Here is a 20,524-nt window from a genome sequence, read left to right as displayed (position 1 = left end):
CCTCAGACGTGCGCGTGGTTCCTCGCCCCCGCGCGCAGCAGGTCGAGGCAGGCGGCCAGTGACCGCGTGGTGATGTCCCTGATGCGGGCGTAGGACTCCTCGGGATACTGCCGGGGGCCGTCCTCCACCAGCATGATCAGGTAGAGGTAGACCCGATAGAGGGCGATCCGTACGCGCGCGGCCTGGTCCAGCCGCACGGGGCCGGCCTCCTGCCGGTAACCCATGAGCATCGGGTCGTCCTCGCGCAGCTCGTCGAAGATCGTCGGAGTGACGAAGTCGGCGAGCGGGTCGCCCCAGAACGCCCTCTCGTGGTCGATGAGCGCCTGCACGCGGTTGTCGCCGTCCAGGAACACGTTGCCCGGCCACATGTCGAAGTGCACCAGCGACGGCGTGGTGACCTGGTCGAGGACGTGCGCGTTCATGTGGACGAGCCCGACGATCTCCACGATCGTGGCGGGGAGCGGGGTGTTGTAGTAGACCGCGTCGTCCAGCAGGGCGCCGACCATGATGAGGAACGCCTCCCGCCAGGTCCGGCCGGTCAGCCCGGCGTACGGGTAGCCGAAGACGCCCGTGCCCGGGATGGAGTGCAGGCGGGCGAGGTGGCGGCCCAGCTCGAACCGGAGCGCGCCCTCCTCCGCGGGGCTGAGCGTCGTCCGGTTCCACGGCACCCCGTCGAGCGCGGACAGGATGAGGTAGTCGCCGCCCAGCAGCGGGTCGTCGAACGACGCCTTGAGCAGGGCGGCCATCGGCAGCCCGGCGGGCTGGGCGAGGTGGTAGACCATCGCCTCGGTGCGCAGCAGGTGGCGCTCGTAGGCCAGCAGCCGCAGGTCGGGCGGCGGCCCCACCTTGAGCACCACCTGACGTCCGTCGTCGAGGCCGAGCCGCCAGACGGCGTTCGCGAAGCCGTCGGTGAGCTCCTCCGACGAGGTCACCCCGCAGCCGAGCGCGTCGCGGGTGACCTCGTCGAGCCGGGCGGGGGACAACCGCCTCTTCGTCCTGCTGTCCATTCAGCCTTCCAATGACGCAGTGGTGACCGCGATGGCCCACGTGGCCTCGTGCTTGTCCCCCGGCTGCAAAACGATCAGGTCGGTGCCCGAGTTGAACGCGTCGGGCGGGCAGGTCATCGGCTCCACGGCCAGCCCCTGGTGGCCCAGCCCCGTGCCGGTGCAGATCTGGACCCACGGCAGCACCGCGGGGTCCCAGGTGAGCTCAACCCCGCCCTCCGGCCCCAGCACGCGTACGCGTCCCTCCGTCACGCCCGTGAAGGCGTGGTCGACGGCGGTGTCCCCGATCACGCGCGGCGTCCTGAAGTCGTAGGGCGTTCCCTCGACCTCCACCAGGTCGGTGGGGGCGAGCAGGTCGTCGGTGAGCAGCACCCGCCCGGCCGGCAGGCCGAGCTCGTAGGCGGTGACGTCGGGCCCGGCCAGCAGCCACGGGTGCGGCCCGCAGCCGTACGGCGCCGCCGTCTCGCCCACGTTCTGCGCCGTCAGCGTGGTCGACAGGCCCTCGGCGGACACCGAGTGGCGCACCTCGAGGGAGATCCTGTGCGGGTAGCCCTCGGTGGGCTCCACGACGTGCGTCAGCCGTACGTGGCCGTGGTGGTCCTCCACCGACAGCAGCTCCGCGCACTTCCAGTCGACGCCGGAGACGAGGCCGTGCAGGGCGTGGCCGCGGTCGGGCTCGTTGACCGGCAGGTGGCGGCGCTGCCCCTCGAAGACGTACGTGCCGCCGACCACCCGGTTGGGCCATGGCGCCAGGATGGTGCCGCTGTAGTAGGGGACCGGCCCGCCTTCCGGCCAGCTCGTCAACAGTCCGCGGCCCTCGTGGCGCAGCACCCGGAGCGCGCCGCCCCGCTCGCTGATCGTGGCCTGGTATCCGCCGCCGGCAATCGTGTAATCGGGCACGGGGGAGTCCTCTCGCTGACGCGACGTCAAGAAGCTGGTCATCTGACGGTATGCAGGGACTTTATCCCAGCTCATCGCCCTTGATCCAAGCGGGGTGGGAGGATTGTGGGAGCGCTCCCACTTCGGGTAAAGCTAAGTCTTTTCGGCGGACGCGTCAACTTATTCGCGGGATTATCGCGTAGATCGGTATAAGTGCACTGATTTGCCGCACAGCGGCACTTGCGTGCACGTGCATGGGCGAGCGCCCACCACCGCGTGCTGAAAGTTTCAGCGGTTCCGGGCAGCCGTCATCGCACCGCCGCGCGACGGGTCCCGGAGGCCGGTGTCCCGGAAAAGCATCCCGGAGACAGGAGGGCACAGGAGGCGGTGCCGGCCGGGCCTCTGGACAGGGCCCCGGACAGGGCGTGGCAGCAAGGGGCCCGGCGGCACGGTGCCTCCCGGCACTGCGCGCTCGGCACTGCGCGCTCGGCACAGGGCCCCGGAAGCCGGGCGCTCGGCACTGCGCGCTCGGCACAGGGCCCCGGAAGCCGGGCGCGGGGCATGCCGGCCTGAGTGGGCGGGGGAAACCGCTTCGCTCATCGGGCCGGCGTGCTCGCCGAGCGTGTTATCGGGTGCTGTTCATCGGGTCGTGTTGGTCGGGTGGTGTCGCTCCATGCTGTTCGCCGGGTCGTCGCGGGGTCGTCGCGGACTCGTCGCGGGGGTCAGCGCAGCTCGCCGCTCTTCACCACGTCGCGGTACCAGAGCGCGCTGTCCTTGGGCGTACGCTGCTGCGTCGCGTAGTCCACGTATACGATGCCGAACCGCTGGCTGTACCCCTCGGCCCACTCGAAGTTGTCCAGCAGCGACCACACGTGGTAGCCCTCGACCTGCGCGCCGGCCTCCATGGCGCGGTGCATCGCGCTCAGGTGGGCGCGCAGGTAGGCGATCCGCCGGTCGTCGCGGACCCGGCCGTCGGCGTCGACCCCGTCCACCGTGGCCAGGCCGTTCTCGGTGATGACCATCGGCACGCCCGGGTAGTCCCGGTGCACCCGGACGAGGATGTCGTGCAGGCCCTCGGGGTAGATCTCCAGCCACTCGGCCTGGGCCCGCTCGTGCAGGAAGACACGTTCGCCCTTGCCGTCCACGAAGACCGGCGTGTAGTACTGCACGCCGAGGACGTCGATGGGCTCGCTGATGACGCCGAGGTCGCCGTCGAGGATGTGGTCGGCCATCGGGCCGCGCTCGGAGATCCAGCGCAGCGTGTCCTCGGGGTAGCGGCCCTTGAAGATCGGGTCGAGGTAGAGCCGGTTCTCCAGCCCGTCCTGGTGGTGCGCCGCCTCGCGCGCCTCCGGCGTGTCGTCGGCCGGGTAGGTCGGGTGCAGGTTGAGCGCCGGGCCGATGCGGCGTCCGGGGTGCCGCTCGTGCAGCACCCGCGAGGCGAGGCCGTGGGCGAGCAGCAGGTGGTGGCAGGCGACGAACGCGCGCGCGTCGTCCTTCACGCCCGGCGCGTGGGTGCCGAAGCGGTATCCGCAGTCGACCACGGTCTTGGGCTCGTTGATCGTCAGCCAGTCCCTGATCTCCAGGGCGTCGAAGCAGATCTCGGCATACTCGGCGAAGCGCTCGGCCGTGTCCCGGTTCTCCCAGCCCCCTCGGTCCTGCAGCTCCTGCGGCAGGTCCCAGTGGAAGAGCGTGGCCATCGGCCGGACGCCGCGTTCTGCCAGCCCGTCCACGAGCCGGCGGTAGAAGTCGAGGCCCTTCTGGTTGGGCTTGCCCGAGCCGGTCGGCTGGATCCGCGGCCAGGCGATGGAGAAGCGGTAGCTGCCCAGGCCCAGATCGGCGATCAGGTCGAGGTCCTCGTTGTAGCGGTGGTAGTGGTCGGCGGCGTGCTCTCCGCTGTCGCCGTCGCGTACGTTGCCGGGGACCGCGCAGAACGTGTCCCACACCGATGGCCCGCGGCCGTCCTCCGTGGTCGCGCCCTCGATCTGGTAAGCCGCGGTGGACGCGCCCCAGACGAAGTCGGCCGGAAACCGTGCGGGTGAGTTCATGGCTTCATCCATTCTCGGTGAGGAAACGCGCGGGTGATTCGAGCGCCGTGCGGAGCTCCCCGAGGAACTCCGCGGCATCGCGACCGTTGATGTAACGGTGGTCGTATGCGAGGCCAACTGTGGCGGTCTTGCGTACGGCGAAGCCCGGACCGTCCTGGACGACCTCCGGACGCGGTGCCGTCAGCGACAGCGCGCACGTCTGGCCGGGGAAGACGATCGGGACGGCGAACACGATGCCGTCGTGCGTGTGCAACGTGAGCGTGATGGCGCCTCCCTGGAGGTCGCGTTCCCGGAACGACCCGGTGAGCGCCGTCTTGCGGAAGCCGACCAGGTCACCGGCGATCTCGGACAGCGGCCGGTTGCCCGCGTCGCGGACGACCGGGATGAACAACCCCCGGCCCACGTCGACCGTCACGCCCACGTCGGCGGTGGCGGCCCTTCTCGCCCGGGGGCCGGGGCCGGGCGCCGCGAAGAACATCGGGAAGCGGTCGAGCAGCCCGCCGGTCGCCTTCACCACCATCTCGGGCAGCCCGACCAGCGTGCGCAGCCGGCGGGTGAGGTCGCGGGCGAGCGACAGGACCTCGGTCACGTCCACGTTCATCGCCGTGAAGGCCGCCGGGATCTCGCGCCGGGACCGTTCGACGACCTCGGCCGTCCGCTGCTGCGCCCGCGACAGCGTGATCCACTGCGCGTCGTCGTCATCCGCCAGGACGTCCCCTGCCTGGGCGTCCGCCGCCAGGACGTCCCTTGCCTGGGCGTCCGCCGCCAGGACGTCCCTTGCCTGGGCGTCCGCCGCCTGGGCGTCCCCTGCCTGGGCGGCGTCCGCGGCGGCGGGGGAGGGCTCCTGCGCGGCGAGCAGCTCCTCGACGTCGGTCCGCCTGATGACCTTGCGGCCGAGGGCGTACACCCGATCCATGGCGACGCCGTGCGCCTCGATGAGTTCGCGCGCGGGCGCCGTGACGATCACCCCGGAGACGTCGCCGGGCGGCGCCGCGGTCTGCGGCCCGCCCGGGTTTCCGTCCGCGGCCTGCTGAGCGGCCTTCCCCGCGGCCTGCCGGGCGGGCCCGGCCGTGGTCTCCCCGGCGTCCTCGTCCGCGCTCGCGAGCAGGCGGGCGATCACCTGCCCGGGCTCGCACTCGGCCCCCTCGGCGAGCAGCCGCCGCAGGACGCCGTCCGACGGGGCCTCGACCTCCTCGGTCGCCTTCGACGTCTCGAGCAGCACGATCGGATCGCCGTCGCGCACCGTCTGCCCGTCCTCGGCCAGCCACTCGACCAGCACGTACGACGTGTCGTTGTTGTTGAGCTTGGGCACCCGGAAGTCGGTCACGACAGCGCCTCCCTCACCGCGGCCCTGATGCTGTCGGACTGCACGAGCACCTCACGTTCCAGATGGGGGGCGGCGGGGATCACCCCGTCCGCCGAGTTGACCAGCGTGATCGGGCCCCGGAGGCGGCCCCACAGGCGCGGATAGAGCGCCGTGGCCACCTCGGACGCCCAGGAGCCGCCCTCGGTGCCGTCGTCCACGACGCAGACGTGCGGCGCGTCCTCAAGCCCCGGCAGCCGCGGCACGGGATAGAGCTGGGCGGGCACCAGCAGCTCGCAGACCAGGTCGTCCTCCAGGAGGAGCGCCCGCATGGCGTCGAGCGTCCGGTGGACGAGCCCGCCGTGGGTGACCAGCGTGCAGTCGGGCCGGCCGGCGCCGTCGACGCGCACCCGCGCCACGTCGTCCACCAGCTCGACGGTGAACAGGTCGTCCACCTGGTGCATCTGCCGCGTGTAGAGCACCTTGTCCTCGAAGAACAGGCAGGGCCGCCCGAGGCCGAACATCCGGGCGAACAGCTCGCCCGCGTCGTGGAACGGCGTCATCTCGAACAGCGACAGCCCCGGCACGCCGATGAAGTGCTTCTGCGGGTTCTGGCTGTGGGTCGGGCCGTAGCCGCGGTTGCCGCCCGTGGGGCAGCGCACCACGAGCGGGATCGGCACCGGCCTGCCGTACATGGAGGTGGACTTGGCGGCGAAGTTCGTGATCTGGTCGAACGCCAGCGCCACGAAGTCGGCGAACATGATCTCGACGATGGCCTTGTCGCCGGCCAGGGCCAGCCCGGCCCCGACCCCGGCGATCGCGCCCTCGCTCAGCGGCGTGGACCTCACCCGGGAGCCGAACCGGCCGGACAGCCCGCGGGTCACCTTGAACGCGCCGCCGTACGGGTCGCTGACGTCCTCGCCGAGCAGGTGGACCGAGGGGTCGGACTCCATGAGGTCGTGCAGCGCCTGGTTGAGGTGCTCGGAGACCCTGGTCACGCCGCTCCCCCCGGCCGGGCGTGGGGCCGGGCGGAGACCTCGGCGACCACGCGTTCGACGAGCTCCCGCTGCTCGGCGTCGATCCGGGCGAACCGCTCGGGATCGGCCTCGGCGTACCGGTCGTACCAGTCGGACTCGCGGGCCCGGCGGATCTCCTCCGGCGGGCGGGTGTCGTCGCCCTTGCTGTGCGGTCCGAGGCGGTGGGTGGCGAACTCGACCACCAGCGGGGACGGCTCGGTCCGTACGGCGTCGACCAGCGGCGCGAGCGCCTGCCTGATCTCGCCGACGTCGGTGCCGGTGATGTGGTGGTGCCGCACTCCGAAGGCCGCCGCCCGGGCGGCGATCGTGCCGGCCATCTGCGCGGACGTGGGGGTCGACTGGGCGATGCCGTTGTGCTCGACCACGACGAGCAGCGGCACCCGCCAGAGGGACGCCATGTTCAGCGCTTCGTAGACGGCGCCCTCGCCCCAGGTGCCGTCTCCGATGTACGCGCAGGCGAGCGCGCCCGTTCCGGCCAGTTTGAGCGCCACCCCGGTCGCCACGGGCAGGCTCTCGCCCTGCACTCCGGTCGAAAGGAACCGCTGGTGGTAGATGTGCTGGCTGCCGCCGACGCCCCCGCACAGCGCGCCATCCCGCCCCATGATCTCTGCGAGCAGGCCGTACGGGTCGGGGTGGCGGGCGAGGAAGTGGCCGTGCCCCCGGTGGTTGCTGAAGACGAAGTCGTCGTCGCGGAGCAGGGACGACACCGTGACCGGGATGTACTCCTGCCCGAGGCAGGTGTGGGTGGTGCCGCTGAGCACGCCCTGCTCGAACAGGCGGAGCAGGGCGCGTTCGAAGTGCCGGATGAGCAGGAGTGAGCGGAGGTCCCCGTCGTTCAGGGCATGCCCCGGGCTCCGGGACGGTGCGGCGGTGACGATCACAGGTGGTCCGCTCCTGGTGCGTCTCTGGTCGAGGGGTGCGCTCGACGCCGGGCCCCGTTGCCAGGGACAGGAGCACCACGGCATCCAGCACAGGAGCAGCGGCATCCGTTGACAGGAGCGCCAGCACCCTTTCGACAGGAGTAACGGGATCACCCTGTCTGGGAGCGCTCCCACGGAGGGTAGGTGCGGTAAGGGTCCATGTCAATCCCTGGCCGAACAGCAATTTTGGGAGATTACGACCGCATTGTCCGTGATCTGCGGCAATATCCTCACATTCACCGTCTTGGGGCTAATAACGGACAGAAACTTCCATGACACTTGACGAACGAAAGCCGTGATCCCTAGCCTCCACTGCCGTGGGAGCGTTCCCACTACCGCGTCCGAAAATGGGGGTTAAGGCGCGAGCGGCAGTGGATTCCGCGCCGCGCCAGGCACCAGTATGGAAGCTTCCGGCGGTGATTCCGCCGCCGGGTCGTTGGTCCGCGTCTTCGCAACGAATCGCCGGCGTGCCGAAGCGCAGAGCGCATAGAGGAATGCCATGTTCTTAATTAAAAATTCAACAGAGGTGCCGGCGTCGTGACCCGGACCGGTCTCTCACCGGCGAAGCAGGCGCTGCTCGCGCAGCGGCTCAGGGCCGGGAAAGCCGCGAGGGTCACCGTGCCGCCGCGCCCGGCAGGCACCCCCCCGCCGCTTTCGCACGCCCAGGAGCGCCTGTGGTTCCTGGAGCAGTACGCCCCGGGCACCACCGCCTACACCGTCCCCTTCGCCGTACGGCTGGACGGCGATGAGATCGACGGCGAGGCTCTGGAGCGCGCGCTCGCCGAGGTGGCCCGGCGCCACGAGAGCCTGCGCACCCGGTTCGTCACCACCGACGACGGGACGCCCGAGATCGTGCTGGGCGACGAGCCCGTCGTGGAGCTGCGGCTGACGGAGGCGGACGACCCCGCCGCCGCGCGGGAGGAGGTCCAGGCGCAGCTGGTCCGGCCGTTCGACCTGGCGACCGGCCCGCTGGTGCGGTTGCTCCTGGTCCGGCTCGGCGCCCGCGAGCATGTGCTGCTCCTGACCATGCATCACGCCGTCACCGACGGCTGGTCGTGCGACATCGTGCTGGAGGAGCTGCTCGCCCTGCACGAGGCGTACCGGACCGGCGCCGACGCCGGCCTCGCCGACCCGCCGGTGCAGTACGGCGACTACGCGCTCTGGGAACGCGGACGGACCCACGAGGACGACATCCGCTACTGGCGGGAGCGGCTGGCCGGGCTGCCGCCGCTCGAACTGCCCACCGACCTCCCGCGCCCGCCCGAGCAGGGGTCCGCGGGGGCGGCCCACGGCATCACGCTCGACCGCGAGCTGGCGGACGCGCTCACCGCGCTGGGCGGGGCCAACGGCGCGACGCTGTACATGACGCTGCTCGCCGCCTTCCAGGTGCTCCTCGCGCGCTACTCCGGCCAGGACGACTTCGCGGTGGGATCGCCCGTGTCGGGCCGCGACCTGCCGGAGCTGGAGCGGGTCGTCGGGCTGTTCATCAACTCGCTGCCGATGCGGGCCGACCTGTCCGGCGACCCGACCTTCACCGAGCTGCTCGGCCGGGTGCGCGAGACCGCGCTGGACGCCTACACGCACCAGGAGCTGCCCTTCGACCGGCTGGTCGGCGAGCTCGGCGTCGAACGCGACGTGAGCAGGTCGCCGGTGTTCCAGGTGATGTTCGCGCTGCAGAACTACCGGTCGGCACCGCTGCGCACCCAGGGCCTGACCATGTCGGCCTACCCGTTCGAGGTGACCGCCAGCCGGTTCGACCTCGCGCTCTACCTGATGGACCAGGGCGACGGCCTCCACGGCAGCATCACCTACCGCACCGAGCTGTTCCGCCCGGCCACGATCGCGCGGATGGCGGAGTGCTTCGAGCACCTGCTCAGGTCGATCGTCGCCGATCCCCATGCCCGGGTGTCCGACCTGGAGCTGCTCCCGGCGGCCGAGTGCGACCGCGTGCTCGCGTTCGCGGGGGCGGGCCCCGAGCCCGAGACGCCCCCGGCGGACGCGTTCGGCGGGGCCTCGTCGCTGCACGAGGCGATCGCCGCGCAGGCGGCCCGCACCCCGTCCGCCACCGCCGTCGCCTGCGGCGGCGACGCCCTCACGTACGCGGAGCTGGACGCGGCGGCCGACCGGCTCGCCCGGCGGCTGCGCGGGCTCGGCGTGGGGCGCGACGACCGTGTGGCGATCTGCCTGGAGCAGTCGACCGGGCTCGCGGTCGCGGTGCTCGGCGTGCTCAAGGCGGGCGCGGCCTACCTGCCGCTCGACCCCGAGCACCCGCGCGGCCGGCTCGAGTTCGTCCTGGCCGACGCCGCGGCGTCGATCGTCGTGACCAGCCCGGACCTGCGCGACCGGCTGCCGGACGACGTCACCGCCGTTCACCTCGGCGAGGAGGCGCCGGAGCCCGTCGACCCCTGGGAGCCCGCGACGCCGGGCGACCTCGCGTACGTGATCTACACCTCCGGCACCACCGGGCGGCCCAAGGGCGTCGCGGTGCAGCACCACGAGGTCATGGTCTATCTCGCCGGGGTGCGCGAGCGGCTGGGCGTGGAGCCCGGCTCGTCCTTCGCGTTGCTCCAGTCGCTGGCCTTCGACTTCGGCGTCACTGTCTTCTACCTGTGCCTGATGACCGGCGGCACGCTGCACCTGGTGCCCTCGCGCACCGCCGGTCCCGAGCTGGCGGAGATCTTCCGGCGGACCGGGATCGACTACCTCAAGATCACGCCGTCGCATCTGGCGGCGCTGCTCGCCGACGCTGGGCCGGGCGACCTGCTGCCGAGGAAGCTGCTGCTCCTTGGCGGCGAGGCGGCCCCGCGCGGCTGGGCGGCCGAGCTCGCGGCGCTGGGCCGCTGCCGGGTCGTCAACCACTACGGGCCGACCGAGGCCACCGTGGGCGTGACCACCTACGACGTCGCCCGGCTGCCCGCTCCCGACGGCCCGGCCGAGGCGAGCGTGAGCCTGCCGATCGGCTCGCCGCTGCCCGGGGCGCGGGCGTACGTGCTGGACGAGCGGTTACGCCCGGTGCCGGCCGGAGTGCCGGGGGAGATCTACCTCGGCGGCGACCGGCTGGCCCGCGGCTACCTGAACCGGCCGGGCCTGACCGCCGACCGATTCCTGCCCGACCCGTACGGCCCGCCCGGGTCGCGCATGTACCGCACCGGCGACCTCGGCCGCTGGACCGACGCCGGCGACCTGGAGTTCCTCGGCCGCCGCGACCTCCAGGTGAAGATCCGCGGTTACCGGGTCGAGCTCGGCGAGGTCGAGTCGGTGCTGGCCGACCACCCGGACGTCGCCCAGGCGGTGGTCGAGCCGCGCGGCGAGCAGCTCGTCGCCTACCTCGTGCCCACCGCCGGAAACGCCGCCGTCGACGGCGCGCGGCCGGAGACCGCGGACGTGCGCGCATGGCTGGCCGACCGGCTGCCCGCGTACATGGTCCCCTCGCGGTACGCCTGGCTCGACGAGCTGCCGCTCAAGTCGCACGGCAAGGTGGACCGCTCGCGGCTGCCCGAGCCGGAGGCCGACGTCGCGGCGGCCGAATACGTCGCACCGGCGCCCGGCCCCGAGGAGGACGTGGCCCGCGTCTGGGCGGAGGTGCTGGACGTCGAGCGCGTGGGGGCGCTCGACGACTTCTTCGCCCTGGGCGGCCACTCGCTGCTCGCGATGCGGGTCATCGCCCGGCTGCGCAAGGCGCATCCGGACCGGCGGATCACGGTGCTCGACGTGTTCAAGCACCGCACCGTCCGCGAGCTGGCCCGGCTGCTCACCGCCGAGGGGGACGTGCCGCGGTCGCTGCTGCACCGGCTCACCCCCGCCAGGGCCGCCGCCACGACCCTGGTGTGCGTGCCGTACGGCGGGGGCAGCGCCGTGGTCTACCAGCCGCTCGCCGACGCGCTGCCGGACGACTGGGCGCTGTATTCGGTCGCCGTGCCCGGCCACGAGCTGGGGGAGGAGGCACGGCCGTTCGACGAGGTCGTCGTCGACTGCGTGGCCGAGATCTCCGAGATCCTGGACAGGAACGGCGGCTCGCTCGTGCTGTACGGCCACTGCGGCCTCGGCGTCATGCTGTCCTCCGAGATCGCCCGGAGGCTGGAGGCGGACGGCCGCACCGTGGACGCGCTGTATCTCGGCGGCGTGTTCCCCTTCGCACGGCCGGGCCGCGGCCTGAACTGGCTCGGGGCCTTCTTCGACCGCCTCACCAGCGACCAGCAGCGGGTCAACGCCCTGACCGCGGCCGGGCTCGACGTGGAGGAGCTCGGCCGGGAACAGATCAAGCTCATCGTGCGCAACCGCCGCGAAGGCACCCGCGCCGCCGAGCGCTACTTCACGCAGATCTTCGAGGAGGGCGGCGGCCCGGCGCTGCGCGCGCCGGTGATCGCCGTGGTCGGCGAACGCGACCCGGCGGCCGAGTTCTACCAGGAACGTTACAAGGAGTGGCACTGCCTGTCAGAACAGACGGCGTGCGTCGTCCTCGACGAGGCCGGTCACTTCTTCCTGCGCTACCGCAACGAGGAGCTGGCCGAGATCGTCACCGGCATCCACCGCAAGCTCGCCTCCGGGCGTACGGAGGGGATGGAGCGGGACGACACCCGCACCTGGTGGCTGGAGGGCGTCTCGCGCAGGTCCCCGGAGGCCGGGGCCGAGACGGGAACGGCCCTGGACGGCACGGGCGGCACGGGCGCGGGGCAGGACCGAGCGGACGGCGTGAACGGCGCGGCGGAGACGCGGGTGCGCGTCGGCCCGCCGCCCAGCATGCGGCGCTTCCTCGTCGTCGCGGCCGGGCAGCTCGTCTCGATGACCGGGTCCGCGCTGACCGAGTTCGCCATCCCGCTGTGGATCTATCTCACCACCGGGTCGCTCGCCAGGTTCGCGCTGTTCTCCGTGCTCGGCCTGCTGCCCGGCATGCTCGTCGCCCCGCTGGCCGGCGCCATCGTCGACCGGTTCGACCGGCGCAAGGTCATGATGGCCGGGGACGCCGCCGCCGGCGGCACCCAGCTCATGCTGGGACTGCTGCTGTGGACCGGCAACCTCCAGGTCTGGCACATCTATCCGCTGCTGGTCTGCCTGTCCGTCGCGCTCACCTTCCAACGGCTCGCGTACGGCTCGGCGATCCCGCAGCTCGTGCCGAAACGGTTCCTCGGGCACGCCAACGGCGTCGTCCAGATGGCCACCGGCACCGCACAGCTCATCGTGCCGCTGATCGCGGTCGGGCTGATGGCGGCGATCGGGTTGGAGGGGATCCTCGTCATCGACGTGGCCAGCTACGTCGCCGCCACGCTGACCGTCGCGCTGATCCGCTTCCCGGCGACCATGGCCTGGAAGCGGCGCGAGAGCGTGCTCGCCGAGATGCTGGGCGGAATCCGCCACTCCTGGGGCAACCGGGGCTTCCGCGCGATGCTGTTCTACTTCGCGGTGCTGAACATCTTCCTGTCCCCGCTGTTCATGATGATCTCGCCGCTGGTGCTGTCGTTCGGCACGCTGGCCGAGGTCGGCCGGGTGTCGTTCGCGGGCGGGCTCGGCGCGTTCCTCGGCGGCCTGGCCATGGCCGCGTGGGGCGGGCCGCGCCGTAGGCGGCTGCTCGGCGTGCTGCTGTCGACGCTAGCGCTGTCGGTGTTCTGCCTGCTGACCGGGCTGCGCCCCGACCTGTTCCTCATCGCGGTCGGCGCGTTCGGCATGTCGCTGTGCCTCACCCTGCTGAACGGCGTCTACGCCACGATCATCCAGGTCAAGGTGCCGCAGCGGTTCCACGGCCGGGTCATCGCGCTCAACACGCTGGTCGCCTGGTCCACCCTGCCGATCGGGTTCGGCCTGGTCGCGCCGTACGGCGCGCAGGTGTTCGAGCCGCTGCTCGCCCCGGACGGGCCGCTCGCGAACACGGCGGGCGTGCTGCTCGGCACCGGCGCGGGACGCGGCATCGGCTTCATGTACGCCTGCTTCGCGGTGGCTATCGCGGTCATCGCGCTGGTCGCGCTGCGGGTCCGGGTGCTGCGCCGGTTCGACGTCGAGGTGCCCGACGCCCTGCCGGACGACATCGTCGGTTACCAGGCGCTGACCGAGCGCATCGCGGCCGCCCGTACGGAGGCCAAGACGGAAGCCCGGACAGGCGACACACGGGCGGACGACACCAGGGCAGGCCGCGAGCCCGAGAAGGAGCACGCATGACGGGGACGACGAGGACGACGAGGGCGCGCGGCGTGCCCACGCTCACCGTGCCGGAGCTGCTGCGGCTGCGCGCGGAGCAGGAGCCCGACGGCGTCGCGATGATCGTCGAGGGACACGGGGCGCTCACCTTCGCCGAATGGGACCACAGGTCGGCCGCGCTCGCCGCCGGGTTGGTCTCCCGGGGCGTCGCCCCGGGAGACCGGGTGGCGCTGCACTTCGGCAGCCGCGACTGGATCGACTTCGCGGTGGCGTTCTTCGGGGTACTCAAGGCGGGCGCGGTGGCCGTGCCGATGTCGGACCGGCTGGCCCCGGCCGAGCTGCGCTACATGGCCGGCCACTGCGCGGCGTCGGCGGTGCTGCTCGGCCGCGATCTGGCGGCGCCCGAGGGAGAGCACTGGAGCGCGACCCCGGCGGAGCTGGAGGCCGGTTTCGATCCGGAGACGGCGCCGGATATGCCGCGGGTGCGGCCCGGCGACCTGGCGCAGATCCTCTACACCTCCGGCACGACCGGGCGGCCCAAGGGGGTCGGCGCCAGCCACGCCAACCTCGCCTACGGGTGCGTCACGCAGCCCAAGCACCGCAGGTTCGCCCACTCGCGCCATCTGCTGCACGCCTTCCCGATCGGCACCAACGCCGGGCAGACCATGCTGATCAACGCGCTGGACGCCCGGCCGGCCGTGCTGACCCCGGCGAGGTTCACCCCCGGCCGGTTCGCCCGGCTGATCGAGACCTACCGCCCGGGAACCGTGTTCCTGGTGCCGTCCATGGCGATCGAGCTGCTCGACGCCGGGCTGCACGAGCGGCACGACATGTCCAGCGTGGTGCTGCTCGGGTCGGCGGCGGCCGCGCTTCCCCCCGCCCTGTCGGAACGGCTGTCGGCGGCCTTCCCGAACGCGACCGTGACGAACTACTACACGTCCACCGAGGCCGCCCCCGCCCAGACGATCATGATTTACGACCGTACGCGGCCGGCCGCGCTGGGGCGGCCCGCGTTCGGCGGCTCGCTGCGCATCACCGACGAGGAGGGCAACCCGCTCCCGCCCGGGGAGACCGGCGAGGTGTGGATGCGGTCGCCCACCGCCACCCGCTCCTACTACGGCGACGCCGAGGCCAGCGCCCGGTCGTTCCGCGACGGCTGGGTGCGCATGGGCGACGTCGGATACGTGGACGCCGACGGCTACCTCTACCTCGTCGACCGGGAGAGCGACGTGGTGAAGACCGGCGCGTTCAAGGTGTCCACGCTCCAGGTGGAGGCCGCGCTTCACGAGCACCCGGGCATCGCCGAGGCGGCCGTGTTCGGGCTCCCGCATCCGGTGCTGGGCTCCGTGCTGGGCGCCGCGATCGTGCCCAGGACGAAGCCGAGCACGGAAAGCCCCGGGTCGTCCGAGAGCCCCGGGTTGTCCGAGAGCCCCGGGTTGTCGGAGAGCCCCGGGTTGTCGGAGAGCCCCGGGTTGTCGGAGAGCGAGGTGCGCGCCTTCCTGATGGACCGGCTGGCCTGGCACGAGCTGCCCGAACGGGTCCTCGTGGTCGACAGCCTGCCCAGGAACCAGTCAGGCAAGGTCATCAAGAAGGAGCTGCCCGCGCTGCTGGGCGGCCTGAGCAGCACGACGGAAGGCGAGTGAGATGTCACCGACACTCATCGGCGAGGGGGAGCAGGCCTCCCTCGCACAGCACGGCATGTGGATAACGGAACGGATGGGCTGCGGGGGCCGGGTGTACCACATGCCGCTGGCCGTCCGTTTCGACGGCCCCCTCGACGTCGACCGGCTGCAGGCCGCCTGCCACGACGTCGTACGCGCGCATCCCCAGCTGGCAGCGGCCCTGGGGGAGCGGGACGGCGAGGTGCGCCTGGTGCCCGCCGCCGTGCCGCCGCCGATCGGCTTCGAGGACGCCTCCGGGTTCGAGGACGCGGGATACGAGGCGGGCGAGCTGGTCGACCGCGAGACGTCGCTTCCCCTGGACCTGGGCGCCGGACCGGCCGCCCGGTTCACCGTGTTCCGGCTCGCGCCGGAACGGCACCTGCTCGTCTTCGTCGCCCACCACGCCGTCTTCGACGGCATGTCGAAGGACATCCTGGTGCGCGACCTGGCCGCCGCGTACGCCGGGCGGCCGGTGCCCGCCCTTCCCCTGACGCACGGCGAGATCGCCGAGCGGGAGAACGCCCGGGTGGCCGAGCTGCTCGGCGAGGCCGCAGAGTTCTGGCGCGACCGCTGGAACGACCGGCAGGATCTGCGGCTCCCCGGGTTGTCCGGGGTCTCTATCCGCGCCGCTGCCGGTGAAGCCGTCGACTTCGCGCTGCCCGCCGATCTCGCCGTCGCCGCGGACAAGCTGGGCGTCACCCGGTTCGAGCTGGTGCTCGCCGCCGTGCACACCCTGCTCGCGGCGTACGGCAACGAGGACGCGGCGGTGGCCGTCGACCTGTCCACCCGGACCGAGGAGACGCGGGACCACATCGGCCTGTTCGTCAACGAGCTGCCGGTGCCCGCCCCCGCCCCGGCCGGGAGGTTCGCCGACTTCGCCCGCGCCGTACGCGACGAGCTGCGGGCCACGTACCGGTTCCGGCAGGTGCCGCTCGCGCGTGCCGTCGGCGGCGTGAGCCCGCGCACCGCGCTGACGCCGGTGTCGGTCAGCTACCGCAGGCGCGACGCGAGCGCGCCGGAGTTCCCCGGCGTCGCGGCGTCGGTGGAGTGGATGGCGTTCAACCAGGCGGTGCGCGGCACGCTGCACCTGCAGGTGGTGGACGCGCCGGACGGCGTCGCGGCCCGGCTGCAGTTCAACCCGCTCGTGCTGAGCCGATCCGGCTGCGAGAGCGTCGCCGAGCACCTGCTCGCGCTGCTGCGCGCGGTGGCCGCCGCCCCGGACGCCGACGTGGCCGACCTGCCCCTCCCTGCTGTGGTCGAGCCGTCCTTCGGCCGGGTCGAGGAGCCGTCCGCCTCGGCGCGGGGCGGAGCGGCGGACGCCGTGCCGTACGCCGCCGAAGTGGGCGAGATCTGGCGCGAGGTGCTCGGCATGCCGGAGATCGGCCCGGACGAGGACCTGTTCGACCTCGGCGGGCACTCGCTGTCGATCACCCAGATCATCGCGAAGGTGCGCGAGCGGATGGACGTGGAGCTGTCCTTCGACGTGTTCTTCGACGACCCGACGATCAACGGCATCGCGGCGGAGGTCGCCCGGCTGCGGGAGGAGGCGTGATGCGGGAGCGCGTGGCCGAACTTGTGGCGAAGGCGAGCGGCGGCGACCTGGCCGTCGCCGACATCCTGGCGGCGGAGTGCAGCCTGCCCGCGCTCGGCCTCACCTCGATCGCCTACCTGCGGCTGATCGACATGCTGGAGACCGAGTTCGACTGTGACGTCGACCTGGACGGCGGCCACCTCGACACGCTCGACGGCCTGGTCGAGCACATCGCGGGGCAGCGGAAGTGACCGCGAGCCCGCCGGCGCAGGTCACCGGCCTCACGCCGCTGCCGCCGCGCACCGTGGAGTTCCGCGGCGCGCGGGGCGGGCAGGCCGCGCTGACCTGGGGCCAGCAGGGGATCTGGCGCTCCACGCAGTGGCTGGACGACGGCGACCCCTACTTCAACCTGGCCTGGACCCTGCCGGTGACCGGCGCGGCCGGTCTGGACGCCGTGCTGCGCGCCGTGGGCCGTCTCGTCGAGCGGCACGAGACGCTGCGCACGGCGTTCGTCCGCGTCCGGGACGACGCCGGGGAGAACGGCGCCGGGGAGAACGGCGCCGGAGAGAACGACGCGGGAGAGAACGACGCCGGAGAGAACGAGGCCCGGGAAGACGACGGGACGGATGGCGAGAACACGGTTCGCGAGAGCACGGTTCGTGAGGACACGGTTCGTGAGGACACGGTTCGTGAGGACACGATCCAGAGGGTGAGCCGCGAGGGCCGGCTCACCGTCGGCGTGTACGAGGCGGCGGCCAAGCCGATGAGCGCGGCCAAGGCGCTGGCCGCCGAGCTGGCCGCCACCGGGTTCGACTACGCGGCCGAGCTGCCGATCCGGTGCGCGGTCGTCTGCCAGCGGGGCCGGCCGCGTGCGCTGGCGCTCGCGCTGTCGCATCTCGCGCTCGACGGCTGGTCGCTGAACATGGTGGCCGCGGAGTGGCCGCGGCTCGTCGCCGGGGAGGACCTGCCCGCCCCGAGCCGGCAGCCGCTCGACCAGGCGGCCTTCGAACGGTCGGACCCGCCGCCCGGCGGCCAGGCGCTGCGGCACTGGCGGACCGGTCTGGCGTCCGCTCCGCGTTCGATGTTCGACTTCCCGATGCGGGAGCCCGAGGAGCCGCGTTTCGTCCGGCACGGGATGGACTCCCCGGCGGCGGCCGTCGCCGCCGAGGCGCTCGCCGCCCGCCACGGTGTGACGACCTCCAGCGTGCTCACGGTCGCGAGCGCAGCGCTGCTGGCCGCCGTCACCGGGCACAGTACGGCGGCGCTGCAGCTCATCGTGTCGAACCGGCACCACCCGGGCATGGAGGCGATGGCCGGGCCCGCCGCCCAGGACGGGCTGTGCGTCATCGAGCTGGGGACCGGCACGTTCGCCGACGCGCTGCGGCACGGACACCGCAGGACCATGGCGACCTACCGGAACGGGCACTACGACCCCGCGCTCGTGCACGCCGCGTGGGACGCGGAGGCGTGGAGCCGCGGCGCCGACATCGACCTGGACGCGTTCTTCAACGACGTCAGGCAGGGGGGCCGCTGGCAGGGCCTGCCGGCGGCCGATCCCGGGGACGCCGCGGCGCTCGCCGCGCTGCGGAAGCGGACCCGCACGTTCTTCGTCGGCGCCTACTCGAAGGTCAAGGCGCGGATCTTCTTCGCCACCGGCCCGTCCCCGTCCACCTGCGAGTTCTACGTGCTGGTGGACACGGCGTTCCTGCCCGGCGACGTCGCCCTGCGGATGCTCACCGGCCTGGAGGAGCTGCTGGTCCGGGCGGTCTCCGAGGACGTGCCGCTGGACCAGGTGGCGAAGATCGCGGGCCTGGACCCGGTGGCGCGCCCCGCCGGATGGACGGCGATCGGCCACGACTGGGTGGACGTGCCGGAGACCGAGGCGCTGCTGCGTCGCGCGTGCGGCACCGACCTCGCCGCGGTCGTGATCGAGCACACCGCGGCGGACGCCGGAAACAGCGCCGCAGATGCCCCCGGAGACAGTGCCGCAGGCAGCGCCGGAGATGCGGACGGCGACAGTGCCGGAGGCGGCGCTGCAGACAAGGCCGGAGATGCGGCCGGAGACGGTGCCGGCGACAGCGCCGCGGACGGCACCGGAGATGCGGCTGGCGACGGTGCCGCAGGCAGCGCTGACGACAGGGACGGCGAGGGGGGCACGGCCCGGCTGACGGGGTATCTCGTCGCGCGTCCCGGGCTGGACACGCCCGAGGCCGTCCACGCCGCCGTGATGCGCGCCGCGGCAGGCCGGATCGACGTGCTCGCTCCCCACCACTACGTCCTGTGCGCCGCGCCGCCGGCCGGACCCGACGGCTGGCCCGCCTGTCCCCGCCGTGCCGAGGGCGGCGGCCGGGGCCCCGACATCAGCAATGACCGTCTTGGGAAGGTGACATGACCGACTCCCCGATGCTCGTGGTCGTCAACGACGAGGAGCAGTACTCCATATGGTGGAGCGACCGCGAACCGCCCGCCGGGTGGCGGGCCACGGGCTTCACGGGCACCCGGCAGGAATGCCTGGACCACATCGAGACCGTGTGGACCGACATGCGGCCCCTAAGCGCGCGCGACCCGGCGACGTCGGGCTCCCGGGACAGATGACCAGCGCGGAGCGCCGCGCCGCGCTGATCGAGAAGCTGGCCGGGCTGCCCCCCGAGCGGCGGGCGGCGCTGCTGCGCTCCCTCGGAGCCGCTCAGCGGGAGCCCGGCGGACAGGAGTGGCCGCTGTCGCCGGGCCAGGAGCGCCTGTGGTTCCTCAGCCGCTTCGACCCCGGCGACACCAGTTACAACACGCCCTGGTGCATGCGGCTGCGCGGGCCGCTCGACGTGGCCGCGCTGACCGCGGCGTTCACCCGGATCGTGGCGCGGCACGAGGTGCTGCGGACCCGCTTCCGGCTGCGCGGGGACGCGCCCGTGCAGGTCGTGCTGCCGCCGGGGCCGGTGCTGGTGGAGCGGCTCGCGGTGTCCGGCGAGGCGGACCTCGACGGGGTGCTGAAGGAGTTCGTCGAGCGCCCGTTCGATCTGGAGAACGCGCCTCCCCTGCGGGTCGGCCTTGCCGAGGCGGGTGAGGACGACGCGGTCGTGTGCATCGTCCTGCATCACATCGTGATGGACGGCTGGTCGCTCGACGTGCTCCTGCGCGAGCTCACGGAGTGTTACGCCGCCGGGCGTGAGGGACGTGAGCCCGAGCTGCCGGAGCTGCCCACGCAGTATCCCCGCTTCGCCGTACAGGAGAGGCAGCGGGACCACACGGCGGGCCTGGCCCACTGGACGAGCCGCCTGGCCGGTGCGCCCGCGCTGGACCTTCCTGCCGACCGTCCCCGCCCGGCCCGCTGGTCGGGGCGCGGCGGACGCGAGGAGCTGCTGCTGCCGCCGGACGAGATCACGCCGCTGGAGAAGGTGGCCAGGAAGCGGCGCTGCACGTCCTTCATGGCCCTGGTCGCCGCCTATCAGGCGACCCTCGCCCTGGCGTCGGGCCAGACCGACTTCTGCGTCGGCGTGCCGGTGGCCGGCCGGTCGCGCAGCGAGCTGGCTCCGCTGATCGGCTATTTCGGCAACACGATGGTGCTGCGTGCCGACCTGTCCGGCGACCCGTCGTTCCACGAGCTGCTCGACCGGGTGCGGGAGGCGACCCTGGCCGGGATGCGGCACGCGGAGGTGCCGTTCGAGCACGTGCTGGCCGCGCTGCGGGTGCCCCGCGACATCAGCAGGCCGCCGCTGTGCCAGGCCATGTTCAACCTGCACAACCTGCCCAAGGACGATCTGCTGGGGACCCGGATGGCCGACCTCGAACGCGAGGTCTACGTGGTCCCGCCCAGCCACACCAAGTCGGAGGTCTCGATGGACCTGTGGCGGGGCCCGGAGGGGCTGGGCGGCGTCTTCGACTACAGCAGCGATCTGTTCACGCCCGAGACCGCGCGCCGCCTCCTCGGCGGCTTCGCCGAGGTCGTACGGCGTGCCGGGGCCGACCCGGACCTCCCGCTGTCCGCGCTGGGCGGCCCGTTCCCGAAGTGAAAGGTGTG

Annotated in this window: 13 protein-coding genes; 7 read left to right on the top strand and 6 right to left on the bottom strand. The window is 72.7% G+C overall.

The genetic code is table 11. From position 1 onward, the window contains the following. Nucleotides 1-2: 2 nt before the first annotated feature. From FLV34_RS08185 to FLV34_RS08160, 6 genes are all read right to left on the bottom strand, one after another. A complete protein-coding gene (locus FLV34_RS08185) occupies nucleotides 3-1,007 on the bottom strand; it encodes a phosphotransferase family protein (protein WP_142648302.1) in 1,005 nt (334 codons plus the stop codon). Continuing rightward, nucleotides 1,008-1,904 (bottom strand): aldose 1-epimerase family protein, encoded by an 897-nt coding sequence (locus FLV34_RS08180; RefSeq protein WP_260617306.1) that lies wholly within the window; start codon nucleotides 1,902-1,904, stop codon nucleotides 1,008-1,010. 701 nt (nucleotides 1,905-2,605) lie between these two features. Next, the gene (locus FLV34_RS08175) at nucleotides 2,606-3,928 is read right to left on the bottom strand and encodes a GH1 family beta-glucosidase (protein ID WP_205830355.1); all 1,323 of its coding nucleotides are present in this window, start codon (nucleotides 3,926-3,928) and stop codon (nucleotides 2,606-2,608) included. 4 nt (nucleotides 3,929-3,932) lie between these two features. Beyond that, nucleotides 3,933-5,255, bottom strand: coding sequence for a 2-oxo acid dehydrogenase subunit E2 (locus FLV34_RS08170; RefSeq protein WP_147942773.1), 1,323 nt, complete (start codon nucleotides 5,253-5,255; stop codon nucleotides 3,933-3,935). After that, complete coding sequence (locus FLV34_RS08165; protein ID WP_147942772.1) at nucleotides 5,252-6,229, bottom strand: alpha-ketoacid dehydrogenase subunit beta; 978 nt, start codon at nucleotides 6,227-6,229, stop codon at nucleotides 5,252-5,254. Before FLV34_RS08165 ends, FLV34_RS08170 begins: the two co-directional genes overlap by 4 nt. Beyond that, nucleotides 6,226-7,149, bottom strand: coding sequence for a thiamine pyrophosphate-dependent dehydrogenase E1 component subunit alpha (locus tag FLV34_RS08160; RefSeq protein ID WP_260617307.1), 924 nt, complete (start codon nucleotides 7,147-7,149; stop codon nucleotides 6,226-6,228). The genes FLV34_RS08165 and FLV34_RS08160 overlap by 4 nt, the downstream gene beginning before the upstream one ends. Nucleotides 7,150-7,725: 576 nt before the next feature. Here FLV34_RS08160 and FLV34_RS08155 point away from each other — a divergent pair. Genes FLV34_RS08155 through FLV34_RS08125 form a run of 7 tightly spaced genes read left to right on the top strand, consistent with a single transcriptional unit; the run spans nucleotide 7,726 to nucleotide 20,516 of the window. After that, nucleotides 7,726-13,338 carry a non-ribosomal peptide synthetase/MFS transporter gene (locus FLV34_RS08155; protein ID WP_147942771.1) on the top strand — a complete coding sequence of 1,871 codons (5,613 nt, stop codon included), beginning with the start codon at nucleotides 7,726-7,728 and terminating at the stop codon, nucleotides 13,336-13,338. Further along, the gene (locus FLV34_RS08150; RefSeq protein WP_147942770.1) at nucleotides 13,335-14,960 is read left to right on the top strand and encodes a class I adenylate-forming enzyme family protein; all 1,626 of its coding nucleotides are present in this window, start codon (nucleotides 13,335-13,337) and stop codon (nucleotides 14,958-14,960) included. Before FLV34_RS08155 ends, FLV34_RS08150 begins: the two co-directional genes overlap by 4 nt. A gap of 1 nt (nucleotide 14,961) precedes the next feature. Continuing rightward, entirely contained in the window at nucleotides 14,962-16,530 is a 1,569-nt protein-coding gene (locus FLV34_RS08145) for a condensation domain-containing protein (RefSeq protein ID WP_147942769.1), read from the top strand. After that, a complete protein-coding gene (locus tag FLV34_RS08140; RefSeq protein WP_142648310.1) occupies nucleotides 16,530-16,760 on the top strand; it encodes a phosphopantetheine-binding protein in 231 nt (76 codons plus the stop codon). The genes FLV34_RS08145 and FLV34_RS08140 overlap by 1 nt, the downstream gene beginning before the upstream one ends. Then, on the top strand, nucleotides 16,757-18,901 hold the full coding sequence (locus FLV34_RS08135; protein WP_147942768.1) for a condensation domain-containing protein: 2,145 nt from the start codon (nucleotides 16,757-16,759) through the stop codon (nucleotides 18,899-18,901). Before FLV34_RS08140 ends, FLV34_RS08135 begins: the two co-directional genes overlap by 4 nt. Then, complete coding sequence (locus tag FLV34_RS08130; RefSeq protein WP_147942767.1) at nucleotides 18,898-19,104, top strand: MbtH family NRPS accessory protein; 207 nt, start codon at nucleotides 18,898-18,900, stop codon at nucleotides 19,102-19,104. The genes FLV34_RS08135 and FLV34_RS08130 overlap by 4 nt, the downstream gene beginning before the upstream one ends. Further along, entirely contained in the window at nucleotides 19,101-20,516 is a 1,416-nt protein-coding gene (locus tag FLV34_RS08125; RefSeq protein ID WP_187280572.1) for a condensation domain-containing protein, read from the top strand. The genes FLV34_RS08130 and FLV34_RS08125 overlap by 4 nt, the downstream gene beginning before the upstream one ends. Nucleotides 20,517-20,524 lie beyond the last annotated feature (8 nt).

It is taken from the genome of Microbispora sp. CSR-4, assembly GCF_008033685.1.
GTDB lineage: Bacteria > Actinomycetota > Actinomycetes > Streptosporangiales > Streptosporangiaceae > Microbispora.
Note: the sequence above shows the minus strand (reverse complement) of the source record. Positions and strands in the feature narration are given on the sequence as shown.